At 66.2% G+C, this 12,227-nt stretch carries 10 protein-coding genes; 3 read left to right on the top strand and 7 right to left on the bottom strand.

Annotated features, from left to right (window positions below):
- Positions 1–172: 172 nt before the first annotated feature.
- From AKJ09_RS28535 to AKJ09_RS28545, 3 genes are all read right to left on the bottom strand, one after another.
- Complete coding sequence (locus tag AKJ09_RS28535) at positions 173–1,936, bottom strand: CocE/NonD family hydrolase (protein WP_169927946.1); 1,764 nt, start codon at positions 1,934–1,936, stop codon at positions 173–175.
- On the bottom strand, positions 1,933–2,586 hold the full coding sequence (locus AKJ09_RS28540) for a TetR/AcrR family transcriptional regulator (protein ID WP_146651027.1): 654 nt from the start codon (positions 2,584–2,586) through the stop codon (positions 1,933–1,935). The genes AKJ09_RS28535 and AKJ09_RS28540 overlap by 4 nt, the downstream gene beginning before the upstream one ends.
- A 70-nt stretch (positions 2,587–2,656) precedes the next feature.
- Entirely contained in the window at positions 2,657–5,023 is a 2,367-nt protein-coding gene (locus tag AKJ09_RS28545; protein ID WP_146651028.1) for a heavy metal translocating P-type ATPase, read from the bottom strand.
- 160 nt (positions 5,024–5,183) lie between these two features.
- On the opposite strand from AKJ09_RS28545, the gene AKJ09_RS28550 reads away from it, so the two are divergent.
- The 3 genes from AKJ09_RS28550 to AKJ09_RS28560 all read left to right on the top strand — a co-directional run bounded on the left by AKJ09_RS28550 (position 5,184) and on the right by AKJ09_RS28560 (position 9,274).
- Positions 5,184–6,833 (top strand): hypothetical protein, encoded by a 1,650-nt coding sequence (locus tag AKJ09_RS28550; RefSeq protein WP_146651029.1) that lies wholly within the window; start codon positions 5,184–5,186, stop codon positions 6,831–6,833.
- A gap of 75 nt (positions 6,834–6,908) precedes the next feature.
- On the top strand, positions 6,909–7,877 hold the full coding sequence (locus AKJ09_RS28555; protein WP_169927947.1) for an alpha/beta hydrolase family protein: 969 nt from the start codon (positions 6,909–6,911) through the stop codon (positions 7,875–7,877).
- Positions 7,878–8,068: 191 nt separating this feature from the next.
- Positions 8,069–9,274, top strand: coding sequence for a hypothetical protein (locus tag AKJ09_RS28560; RefSeq protein ID WP_146651031.1), 1,206 nt, complete (start codon positions 8,069–8,071; stop codon positions 9,272–9,274).
- 27 nt (positions 9,275–9,301) lie between these two features.
- Here the strand turns inward: AKJ09_RS28560 and AKJ09_RS28565 are convergent, their stop codons facing one another.
- From AKJ09_RS28565 to AKJ09_RS28580, 4 genes are read right to left on the bottom strand one after another with little or no spacing between them, the layout of a single operon-like run.
- Positions 9,302–9,805, bottom strand: a complete 504-nt coding sequence (locus AKJ09_RS28565; protein ID WP_146651032.1) for a hypothetical protein — start codon at positions 9,803–9,805, stop codon at positions 9,302–9,304.
- A 4-nt stretch (positions 9,806–9,809) separates the two neighbouring features.
- Positions 9,810–10,598: a hypothetical protein gene (locus AKJ09_RS28570; RefSeq protein WP_146651033.1), complete on the bottom strand. Its 789-nt coding sequence runs from the start codon at positions 10,596–10,598 to the stop codon at positions 9,810–9,812.
- 39 nt (positions 10,599–10,637) lie between these two features.
- Entirely contained in the window at positions 10,638–11,555 is a 918-nt protein-coding gene (locus AKJ09_RS28575; protein WP_146651034.1) for an NmrA/HSCARG family protein, read from the bottom strand.
- On the bottom strand, positions 11,548–12,201 hold the full coding sequence (locus AKJ09_RS28580) for a hemerythrin domain-containing protein (protein ID WP_146651035.1): 654 nt from the start codon (positions 12,199–12,201) through the stop codon (positions 11,548–11,550). Before AKJ09_RS28580 ends, AKJ09_RS28575 begins: the two co-directional genes overlap by 8 nt.
- Positions 12,202–12,227 lie beyond the last annotated feature (26 nt).

Raw genomic sequence — 12,227 nt, forward strand, 5'->3', positions numbered from 1 at the left:
CGTTGGGGCTTCGTATCCCCCACGTAGAGACGACCGTCCGCCAAGGAAAGTTGTTCCCAGGATTTCACGTCTTCGCCGCCGATGCCGATGGCACGCTTCGCGCACATTTTTCGGCATAGGGCGCGGCAAACGCCGTGCCCCAGACCATCCGGCTGAGGTTGCTCCTCGCGGACTACGAGCGAGGCGGGACGACCGGCAGGATGATCCGTGAAGGGTGCGCTTCGTCGTGGAAGATCTGCTGCGAGGCGATCTGCGCGTCGGCGAGGGTGGCATTGCGCGCGTCCCACACGTTCAGGTTGCGCTCCCATCGCGGAAAGCAGCTGCTCGTCACGTCGACGCGCAGCCGATGGCCCGCACGGAACAGATTGCTCGTCGGCGTGAGCTCGATGCGGAACAGCGTCGGAACGCCTGGCTCGAGGGGCACCTCGACGTCGAGTTGCTCGGGATTGTCTCGATACCTTCCTCGCAAGATGCCTTCAGCCACGGCGAGCGCCGTGCCATCCGGAGCCACGTCGACGAGGCGGGCGACGAAATCCGTGTCGAGCGCGCTCGAGGAGGCCCAGAGCTCGACGACGGCGGTTCCCGTCACTTCGAGCGGCTCGGCAAGCGGGGCCGAGGTGTAGACGAGGACGTCCGTGCGGTCTTCGACGAGCCGTTGATCGCGCGGTCCGGGGAGCTCGCTTGCTCCAACGTTGCTGCCGCCCCATGTCGGCACGGGGCTCGCAGGGTCGTAGACGAAGCGGTCCGATGGCGAGGGGTGCTGCTCAGGGCCCAGCGAGCCGTCGCCGTGGCGGCCATTGGCACGACCCTCGCTTCCGAAATACCAAGGAACGAATCGCGTTCGGGCGATGGGCCATTCCCATTCGTCACGCCAGACGTTCGCTCCCATGACGAAGATCTTCACCGGCGCAGTCGGCTTCGGATCGTCTTCGAGCTGCTCTCGGAAGAATCGCAGCGTTTCGGCGCGGAGTCCGCCCTGACCGAACATGGACGGCGCTCCGCGAAGCCCGAAATGGACTTCGCCGTGAATCGCGGATTGAGAGGCGTGCGTCCATGGCCCCATGACGAGGCGGGAACGTTGCCGCGCACGCTCGCTTCCGCCGTGCTTCCGAATGCCCACGAACTGGTCGATCGCAGCTTGGCAGAAGAAGTCGTACCAACTGCCGGTGATCAAGGCGGGAACCTTCACGGATTCGTACGATTGTGCTTCGACGAGCGCGCGGACCATGGGCGTCCGTTCCCCTCGCGCAGCGAGCATATCCAGCAGCGCGCGCCCAACGTCGTCGCCGGTCAATCCCGCGAATTCGGATACGGGCAAATTCTCGAATGCGCCATTCGTCAGTCCGTCGAGATGGGCGACGAGTCCGCCTAGGCTCGTCTGCAGGGCCGAGAGGTTCTTCGCATGACGCCGCATGAGCATGTCGAGGCCGAACGACATGAACAGGGGCACCATGGCGCCGAGCTCGAACACTCCGCCGCGATAGAACGTCGATCGCCACGGCGAGCTCGGTGACTGGCTCGGGGCGATGGCCCTCAGCGATTCGGGATTTCGGGTGGCGAGCGCCCATTGTGTGAATCCCAAGTACGAGGGGCCGACCGTGAAGACATGGCCGTTCGAGAAGGGGAGGGCGGCGGCCCATTCCACCGTGTCCGCGCCGTCGTCGGCTTCGTGGACGAAAGGCACGAAGTCGCCGTCCCCGCCGGAGCGGCCACGTTGCCTCACGTCCTGCAAAACCACCACGAAGCCCTCGCGTGCGAGGCCGACGGCGTCGAGTAGCGGGTCGCTGCGCGAGCCGTCTTTGCCGTAGGGTGTGCGTACCAGGATGACCGGATGGCGACCTTCGCCGGCCGGCCGGGTGACGTTGCAGCGAAGCACCACGCCATCGCGACAGGGAGCTTCGACGTCGAACTGGGAGAGGATCTCGGCGGGATTCATCGTGACGACTTCTTGGACTTCGTTCGTGTGGCGCCGGTGGCGACGGGCTTGGAGTCGGATGGCCAGGTCGAGAGCGCGCGATCGAGGGCGAGGAGGAGCGCTTCGAAGGAGCCCTCGCGACTGCGCGGATGGGCGAAACCTTCGATGCGCTCGATGCTCACGAATCCGTGGAGGCTCGAACGAAGGAAGCGGGCGGCATCGGTGGCGGCGGCCTCGACGAGCTCGTATCCCCGCATGACCGCGGTGATGCATCGAATGCAGCGCATGCCGGCTTCGAGCTGTTCCGGGTCGGTCGTGTCGACGGCCGTGAAGCTCGCAACGTAGCGGCCAGGGTGCTGGAGGGCGTAGGCACGGTATGCGCGCCCGAGCTCGAAGAGGGCTTCGGAGCGAGCACGCCCTTCGATGGCTTCGCTCATGCGCAAACCGAGCTCGCCCGTCGCGAGCGCGGCGATCTGCTGTCGGAGGTGCTCGAGGCTCCGCACGTGCGCATAGAGGCTTGGAAGCGCGATGCCGAGCTCCTTCGCCAGAGACGCCATCGTGAGCTGTTCGAATCCATCGCGGTCGACGAGCGTCGCTCCGGTATCGACCACGGCTTTGCGCGACAAGCCCGCTCGAGGGCGGGCCGGCGGCTTTCGAGTCTTGGAAGGCACGTTCCTAATGGTATTAGGAACATCCCGATGCGCAAGAGGATCGTTGGGACATGCTCGGCGGTAAGGACGGCTACGCCGGGCGAAGCGCGGGCTTCGACGGGCCAGAGGCGGACGGACCGCTTTGGCGGGATCCGGCCGAAGGCATGTCGAGGATCGAATAGAGCTCGTCTTCCTGCGAGAAGTGCAAGGCGAGAATCGCGTGCAGGCCGTAGAGCACGCGTCGCAGATCGCGCAGGTCGCCGGGGTGCGGTCCTTGGGGCGGCAACTGATCGACGAGTCGCGAGAAGAGCCTCACGAGTCGGGCGATTTCCTGGTGGGTCCGTACGAGGGGACCCGTGACGTCTTCGCCGTGAAAGAGCCGTGCCATCATCGGATACGCCGTTCGCTGTTCGTCGCGCTCGTGCACCAAGAGCTCGTTTTCGAGGAAGTCGCGCATCCTCTCGAGCTCGTTCCGTGCTTCGTCGGGCGAGAGAACATCGAGGCGCGCCGGCAATGTCGCGAGCTCTTCGACGCGCGGCCGGAGATGCGTGTGAACGGTGTGCAACTCCGCGGCAAGTTCCTCCTGTCCTGGAAGGCGCGGTGGAACGATTCGACCTCCGCCGAGCGCGCGAAGTGCGTTGAGGATCACGGCGAGATCGATGCCCTCCTGCAAAACGGCGCCCGCGGCAGGCGGCAAGAAGCCGAGCGCCGCGACGACCATGGCGACGAGCGACATACCCATCCCGGCGAGGATGCTCTGGAGTGCGATGTATCTCGTTCGCTGCGCGATGCGCACGGCCCAGACGAGGCCTTCGAGCCGGTCCGCCGTGAGGACCACGTCCGCCGCTTCGGACGCGGCGCTAGCCCCACGCGCGCCCATCGCCACGCCCACGTCCGCAAGGGCGAGGGCCGGGGCATCGTTCACTCCGTCGCCCACCATGATCGTCTTGCCGGCACCGCGTGTGGTGCGAACCGCCTCCACCTTCTCCTCGGGGCTTCGCTCGGCGAGGACCTTGTCGACGCCCACGGCATCGCCGACGAGCTCGGCCACGTCGGGATGATCGCCCGTCACCATGACGATGCGGGCGATGCCAGTTTTTCGAAGTGCATGAAGAGCCCGCGGAGCTTCCGCCCGAATCGGATCTTCGAGCAGGAGCGCGCCGGCGAGCTCACCGTCGACGGAGACGAACGCACTCGACGAGCCCTCGGCGGCGGTTCGCGTCTCGATGGCCCGCACCCGTGCGGAGCGTGCAGCGCCCGGCGCGACGAATCCAGCCCTTCCCACGGCTACGCGCCGGCCTTCGATCACGCCGGAAATTCCGGCCCCGGCTTCCTCTCGTGCGTCCGTCGGGAAGGGGGTGTCGAGTCCTCGGTTTCGAGCCTCGGCGAGGATGGACGGCGCGAAGGGATGCGTCGCGACCTGTTCGACGGCCGCCGCGAGGCGAACCAGCTCGTCGCCATCGAGCTCGCCGAACGTCTCGACTGCGACCACTCGCGGCCGTCCGCGGGTGATGGTTCCCGTCTTGTCGAGAAGGACGATCTTCGCGAGACCGAGCGTCTCGAGCGGGCCACCCCCTTTGAGGATGATGCCGTAGCGCGCTGCGTAGGAAACGCCGGCCAGGATGGCGGCGGGGGCGGCGAGGAGAAGCGGACACGGCGTCGCGACGACGAGCACCGAGAGGGCGCGCACGGCCTGTCCCGACACGAGCCAGGCGACCCCTGCGACGACGAGCGTGAGCACGAGGAAGCGCGACGCGTACCGATCGGCCGACCGAACGAAGGCTCCTTTCGACGTCTCGGCTTCGCGCACGAGCCGGACGATGCCGGCATACGTGCTCTCGTCGGCGCGCGTGGTCGCGCGGAACTCGAAGGGCGCACCGGCATTCTTCGAGCCGCTACTGAGCTTGTCTCCGGTGTGGATGGTGACGGTTCTCGACTCGCCGGTGATCGCCGACTCGTCCAGCGCTGCGATGCCGGAGACGAGGATGCCGTCGGTCGGTGTCACTTCACCCTGTTTGACGAGCAGGACGTCGCCGGTGGCGATGGCATCGACGGCGATGTCGACGACGGTGTCGTCGTGCAGTCGATGGGCAATCCGAGGTGCCCGCTCGAGGAGCGCCGTCAGTTCCCGCCGCGCGCGCCGAGCGGCGTAGGTTTCGAGCGCACTGCCTCCGGTGAGCATGAGCGCAAGCAATGCGCCGGCGAGAAATTCTTGCAGCGCCAGCGCGCCAGCCATCGCGAGAATGGCAATGAGGTCGACGCCGGTTTTGCCGCGCATTGCATCACGCGCGGCGGAAATGACCGTGAAGGCAAGCACGGCCGTTGTAACGGCGGCCCAAACCGCGTCGCGCGCCGCATTCCATCCGAGCAGGGCGAAGACCGCGCCCGCCGCCAGGCCCGCGAGCGCAATCACGGGCTGCGCCGAAGCACTACGGCGAAGGAGGCGGTCGATGTCCATGCACTCGCTTGCCCGAGCATCTTTCGCACCAGCTCCCGAATTCGGAGCTCATCGGAAAAGAGCGCACATGCCCGTATCAGGGCTCCCCCGATCCGACGCGGACCTTCGATGGCAAACCGACATTGAAATGACGCAATGCGGTTTCTTAGGATGACGATTCGTGAAGTCCCTCGCTGCACGGCCCGTCGCGGCTTTTGTCGTTCCGCTCGGAGCCCTGTTGCTCCTTTCACTCGCGCATTGCGGTGACGGGAGCGAGGAGACTCGGGATCCTGCTGCGCCGGATGCGTCGAGCGACGTCACCACCGACACCAAGAAGCCTGCGCGCGATGCGAGCCCCGCCGCGGCGTTGCCTGACTCACTCACGGAACGAGCGGGGACGCGCTTCCAGCCGCTGTACTCCCTCGAGACCTACGACGACGGCGCACGACGAAAGGTCTTCGAAGGGGTCTGGTACGACGCGCAGGAGCGCCGGCGATGCACCCTCTCGTCGCTCGGCGACGGGCGCTGGGGCTGCGTGCCGATCGACAGGATGTACCTACAAAAAGGCTTTCGAGACGCGGCTTGCACGGTACCCGTGCTCTTCGCCACGGGGACGCCCAAGTCCACCACGTACGCCAGCTGGGGCGAGGCGTGCACGACCAAGGTCGGCATCGTCACGACGCAACCGACCGTGGGCAGCGCCTACACGAACGAAGATGGACGATGCTACCAGCGCTCGACGACCGCGAGACTGTACGCGGAGCCGACGGCCCTCGACGACGCAGCGCTCGGCGAGTTCAAGCGAACCAGTGCGACGTCGGAACTCCCGACCGAACGTAGCGGAACGCGCCTCACGGTCGTGACCGACACGTTCACGGGTCCTGACGGCTCGTTTGCTTCGATGAACCCGGTCGTCGTCGATCACGCCCGAGACGTCGAAGGTCGCTTTTATCCAGGCGAGGACGGCAATTACCACTTCCTTCCTGCGGAGCGTTGGGCCTCCGAGTCGCTCGGGTTCGTCGACGATGCATGCACGGAGTCGCTCGTGAACCTGGGGAGTGTCCCCGGGCAGCGCTGCGAGGCGTCCCGACCCGTGAGCACGAATGCTCTCCAACACGTGGGCACCGACCCGCGCTCGGACTGCCGTCCCGTGAGGGCCGTGGCCGCGCCGACCAAGCCTGTCGTGCCGACGGTGTACCTCGTGAGCTCGAATTCGTGCTCGCTCATGTCGTATCCCGGCACGGACACATACACGAAAGACTCGTTCGTCGAGCTTCCTCGATCCGAAACTCCGGAAGTGACGAACGAGATCGTGGCGAGTGATGCGCGGGCCGTGCACGGCGAGAAGATCGAGTTTCGCGCACCGCGGGCGACATCGCTGGACGGACTCGACCAGACGTCGCGCGCGTCGGTGCCTTACCTTCGCCAGTACGGACTGCCGTGCGATATCCAACTCGCGTCGGGCCAGGACGGTGTGGAATTCCGATGTCTGCCGCGCGTTGCGACGATCTTTTCTTACGGAACGAACGTCTACGCGGACGCGGCGTGCAAACAGCGCGTGCTGCGATTCGAGACCTGGACGATGACGTGCGGCGCTGATCCCACGCTGTACAAGGTGGTCACCGACCACGACCTCTACGCGTATACGGTCTTTCGTCGGCCCGCAGCTCCGCCGCTCGGCCAACCGTACTACTACTGGCTTGGAGACGACGGCTCGTGCAACCCCAGCGACGCCGATAAATACTCTTTGTACTACGCCGTCACGGCCACTGAATCCGTCGTCCCCGCCACCGATTTTCCCCTCGTCACGGTCGGCGATCTCGCCCCGTGAACGAGCTCGGCTCACGAACGAACGAGGTTCGTGGGATTGCTCGTCGAACACCCATGTAGCAAGGAGGTTTCTGCAGTGAACAGAGATGCCGTAGGCGCCGCGGGGCTCGTCGTTGCCGCGGCGTTGTCGTTCGTGGCGTGCACTCCGCGGAGTAAACAGGCGGTCGCCGCCGAGGCGAAGCCGGCGTCCTCGTCGCAGGCATCGAAGCCGGCCGAGCCCAGCCGGGCGCCGTCGCTAACGGACGCACGCCGCGGGTTCACCACGCGCGTCGTCGATCCACAGCCGAGGGAGGACGCCGCGCCGTCGCCCCCGAAGGGCGTGCTCGAGCTCGTGAAGTACCCCTCGTCGAACGGCTTGCTCTCGGCGTACGTCTCGCCGGCAACGGCGGACGCGTCGCGCCGTCCGGCCATCGTGTGGATTCCGGGCGGATTCAGCAACGGCATCGACGAAGGCGCCTGGGAAGACGCGCCTCCGGAGAATGATCAGACGGCGCGTGCCTTCCGTGAGGAGGGGATCGTGCTCTTCATTCCGTCGCTCCGCGGAGGCAACGACAACCCCGGACGTCGTGAATTCTTGCTCGGTGAAGTGGACGACGTTCTTGCCGCCGCCGATTACGTCTCGAAGCTCCCTCACGTCGATCCGACGCGCGTCTTCCTCGGTGGGCACAGCACCGGGGGAACGCTCGCACTGCTCGTCGCGCAGTCGTCCACGCGTTTCCGTGCGGTCTTCGCGTTCGGCCCCGTTGCCGACGTCTACGGTTACAGCGACGAGATACCCTCCCTCGCCGACGAGGACGAGGCCTTCGTCCGCTCGCCCATTCATTTCATGGCGACGATTCGCACACCGACGTTCATCCTCGAGGGGGCCGAGCAGCCATCGAACGCACGGGTGCTGCCCAAACTTGCCAAGGCCGCGAAGGGGGCCCCGGTGACGGGGTTCGCGGTCAAGGGGGCGGATCACTTCTCCGTCCTTGCCCCTCTGACACGGGCCATTGCGCGGCAGATCGTCGTGGACGACGGAAAGGCTCCCTTCGACCTGAAGTGAGAATTCGCTTCGATTCACGGGTGCGAGCTGCGAACGCGGCGACTCGCCATGCGCGGACGTCGCTTCGCGGGTGAACGGCCGTCCACGCGTCGGCGTGAACGTGGCGACGAGGCCGCCCATCGTCGGCTCATTTCGCGAAAGGATCCAGGGCGCGACCGGTGGCACGTCGATTGCGGTCGAATGGGTTCATCGTGACCCCTCGCTGCGTAGGCCTCTCCGCATCTCTCGCGCTCGTCGTGCTCATGGTCTCTGCTCCGTCGCGCGCCGACTGTCCTGCCGCGGATCTGCGCGATGGAGACCGGCGGGCCGTGTGGGCGCTCGAAGAGCTGAAGGCGATGCGGCGAACCTACGACGTCGACCGCGCGAATGCCTTCGAGGCCATTCGCAAGTCGTCCACCGACCCCGACGCCACGTCGCTCGGTGGCACTGCCGAGCCGAATCCACCCGACGAACCTCTCCACGTCGGCGGCAGCTACGTTCTGTCGGCGAGCCTCGTCGACCTTTGCTCGGGGCGCGACCGAATCACGACGGGAGCGCTCGCGCGTGGCGGAATCTTTGCCGTCGAGAAGGAGTCGTGGGGCGTCGACGTCATGGTCGGCGAACGTCGCATCTTCGAACAGTCCAACGACCCGACATCGAGTGCTCCGAATACGACGTATCGTGGATTCGTTTTCTCCAGCACTGCACGTTACCGGCAATGGGTGGAAGTCAGCGCAGGGCTTATGACACCCGAGGTCGTGGAGACCACGCCCGCGACGACCGTGCCGAAATTCGAGAGTCCCACGCGGGGCTACCTCGTGGCGTCGATTCCGGGCTCGCACATTTCTCAAACGCTGGTGCTCTCGGGAACGTCGCGTCCGATCGCGACGACGTACGTCGACGCCGAAGACGTGCGCTTCTGGAAGGCTCCGTTCGCGCTCTCCGCTCGCCTCGGCTATCTCGACCTCACGCGACAAGCCTTTGCGAACGTCGGCGCCGCGCTCGTCTTGCCTGCTCTTCGAATCGATGTCGAAGGCTCGGCCGAGACGAACGCCGTGCGGCCACGGTACGGTCGGGCCCGTGCCACGTTGGGCGGCACGCACACGTTCTCGAGGCAAGGCGCGTATGTCTCGGGCGGAATGACGGTCGCCATGAGTCGCTATACCGGTAATTCGATTCGGCCTAGCGGGGCGCGCGCCGCGAATGGCTTCGACGTGGGACTCTTCGCAGGCGGCGGACTGCCCTGGATTGCGATGGGCGCCTACGCCAAGATCGGTCAGAACGACCCTGAACGGCTCGCCGTGTTGCCCGCGAGCTACGGCAACGGCGAAGGCGTCTTCAGCGCCATCGTGCGCGTGACGCCCCACGTGCATCGATTGCCGAAGAACTTTCGCACGCTCGACGTAACGACGCTGTGAGCGTCCGTCGAACACGACGCTTCGTGCTTACGACTCCGACGCGAACAGCTTGCCCTGCGTTCCCTTGAGGAGATCGCTGGGCTCGGCCACGCGGACGCGCGCGAGCTTGGCGAGGGCCTTGACGCCTTCGTCGAGCGTCACGAGAACCTCGGCCTCGTGGAAGGCTGCCGTTCCGACGAGGAGCGCGTCGTGATTGAGCACGCGGCGCACGGTCTTCGTATCGCGGGCGAGTCGCTTCTTGGCCTCCGTCCGGGCCCACTTCGCCATCTGTTCGGCCGCCTGGTACGAGAACGCGACGTGCTCGATCGTCTTGACGATCGGAAATTGGTCAGGCGCACCTTCGCTCGCGAGGACTTCGAGCACCACGAACGGAGGCATGAGCACGCGGCATTCGCGGAGCGCGCGCTCCCAGAGGATTCGGCAATCGGCCACGTGGGGGTCGGCCTTGCGAGCCGGATTGCCGTGTTCGAGTGCGCGGATGATCACACCCGCGTCGAGCATCAGCCGCTCCGGCAGAGCCGCACGTTTCACGCGTTCACCTTTCGCCACGTCCAAGCCCTCGTTCGATGTCTTTCACGTTCGCCCACGGTTTTCCTGCACGCTCGTACCATCGATCGAAGGCGGCGACGGGATCGCCCGACTCCATCACGCGGAGACTCGTGAGCAGGCCGTGGAGCACGCGGTCGTCGGCCGTTCGCTCGATCTGAGCGGTGACGTCGACCTCTGCGTAGAGCGAAGTTCCTGCGAGTCGGGCGAGCCCTTCCGGCGCCGCGAGCGTGATCGGACGCCCGCTGCCCGCGAGCTTCAACTGCACGCGAGGCGCGAGGCCGCCCGCTTTGAGGATCTTCGCACGGAACGATTCGATCGCCACGACCGTGGGCGCAGGCGGCGCCTCGGCCAGCTCGGAGAGCGCGGCCACGACGGCCCCGCGCAGATGAGCGGTGACGGACTCGAGCCGGGCAAGGGCCGTTGCCAGGCGCTTGGCCCGCGAACGGATGCCGGGCGGGCCCACGTCACGCCGCTCGAGATACTGGATGGCCGCCGCCGCCGCGTCGATCCCCATACGTCGCGCCGCGACCGGCGACACCGACTCGAGCTTCGGAACGAAGCCGAGGACGTACTGGATCGAGTCCGCCCGAAGCTCCTTCAGCACGATGCCGAATGGAGCTTCGTCGTTGTCGAACGCTGCGTCGTGACCGCCGATCTTCTCGACGAGCTGCACGAACGCGAGGAGGACGGCGAGGAGCGACTTGGCCGGGAAGCGATCAGGTCGAACGACCTTGTCAGGCCCTTCGAAGCTCAAGATCAGTTCGCGCGACGCCACAGGCGGCCAACCTAGCAGATTTTCACATACTTGAGTCGTTCAATCGCGCTTCGTTCGCTTCGCGATCACGTCCTCGAAGCGAGGTCGCTGTGCTCGCGCCCAGGTCGAGAACGTGGCCATCGTGGGATGGAGCGAGCGCGTGAGGGCGATGTCGTCGGCGCGCGTAAGAACGAATCGACGGTTGAGATCGAACATGGCCGCCAGATCGTCGGCGCCGGGGAAGGGAAGCTCGGCATACACCTCGGCAGGAATATGGTCGTAACGAACTTCACGACCGAGCGCTTGGCCGAGGAGGTAGGCGTATTGATCGCCGCGAAGTTCCTCGGAGACCACGCCCACCACCTTACCGAGGAAACGCCCGCGCTCGCGGAACAGGGCCTCCACGACTGCGCCCGCCTCTTCGACAGCCAGCCCGGCGAGCGGTGTGTCCCCTTGTGGGAACCCGAAGTGCAGAAGCCCATGCTCGTCGGGCTCGGGAACGAAGTAGTCGAGGAAGTTCTCGAAGTAGAAGGCGAGGTGCGTGAAGGTCGTCGGGACGTCGGACGCGCGGGCGTACTGCTCGATCTCGGCTTTCGATTCGAAGTGGGGAACGGAGATCGTTCCGCCACTCAGGCGCCTCGACGAGGGGAGCGTGCTGAGCACGAGATGCTCGACATGCGCTTCGCGTGCGGCGTCGACGAGGTTCTTGCCGTGGACCGTCTCCGTTCCGAAGTGCTCCCAGAAGCTCGTCACGCCGAAGACCCGCCGGCAGCCGTTCATGGCACGAGCGAGTGCGCCGACGTCGGCCAGATCGCCGGCGATGACCTCGGCGCCTTGCTCGCGCAACAGGCATCCGGCGCGAGAATTGGCGCGTCGCGTGAGTGCGCGAACCTTCTGGCGCGAGGCGAGCAAGCGTCGCGCGACGCTTCCCCCCTGCGCACCCGTCGCGCCCGTCACCAGCGTGATGCCATCAAGCATGCACGGCCTCCGACGTGGTCCGCTCGTCGGGAACGCGCGACGCCGGTGCAGGTGCCGCGCCGGCGTGCGCGAGGAGCTCGGCGCGCTCGTCGGGATTCATGGCGGGAAGCATGATGGCCATGAAGCATTCGAGCATGTCGGGCGCGATGCTCCCCACGAGGGCACCTTCGATCGCTCCGAGCTCGGCATCCGTATAGGCCGCCTGGAGGGCCGCGAGATACGACCGCTCTTCCTCGTCCATGTGGAGGAAGTAGCGCGCCATGAAAGCCCCCAGCGCCATGTAGAAGGTTCGCACGCCGTAGATGCGATCGTCGCCGGCCGCGGAGAGCGCTGCGTCGGCGTGGACGGAGAGCGCGGCGATCTCGCGAGCGAGCAGGCCATGCTCCTTCTCCATTTCCTCGAAGAGGCGAGGTGCGTGGCGCTTGAGATGCGGGCCGATGTGGACGTCTTCGTGATCGTGGTGAGCCTCGAGGAGCCGGCGGAGTTGGCGAAAGCGGGCGGCCGCTCGGTCGAACTCTTCGGTCCGGGCATCGAGCATGCCGATGTCGGTGACGAGGCTCGCGAGCTCGCGGCGCAAACCTTTGTGGACGTCTCGGTAGATGTTGTGGCGCAGGTTGGCCAGGTTGGACAGGTTGCGTAGGTTCATGGTGTCTCCTTTTGCGGCATCGCCGC

Origin of the sequence: Labilithrix luteola (assembly GCF_001263205.1) — a bacterium.
Lineage (GTDB): Bacteria > Myxococcota_A > Polyangia > Polyangiales > Polyangiaceae > Labilithrix > Labilithrix luteola.

Coding starts and splice junctions, on each gene's coding strand:
- AKJ09_RS28535 (WP_169927946.1), bottom strand. CDS start 1,936: ATGAATCCCGCCGAGATCCTCTCCCAGTTCGACGTCGAAGCTCCCTGT.
- AKJ09_RS28545 (WP_146651028.1), bottom strand. CDS start 5,023: ATGGACATCGACCGCCTCCTTCGCCGTAGTGCTTCGGCGCAGCCCGTG.
- AKJ09_RS28575 (WP_146651034.1), bottom strand. CDS start 11,555: ATGCTTGATGGCATCACGCTGGTGACGGGCGCGACGGGTGCGCAGGGG.
- AKJ09_RS28580 (WP_146651035.1), bottom strand. CDS start 12,201: ATGAACCTACGCAACCTGTCCAACCTGGCCAACCTGCGCCACAACATC.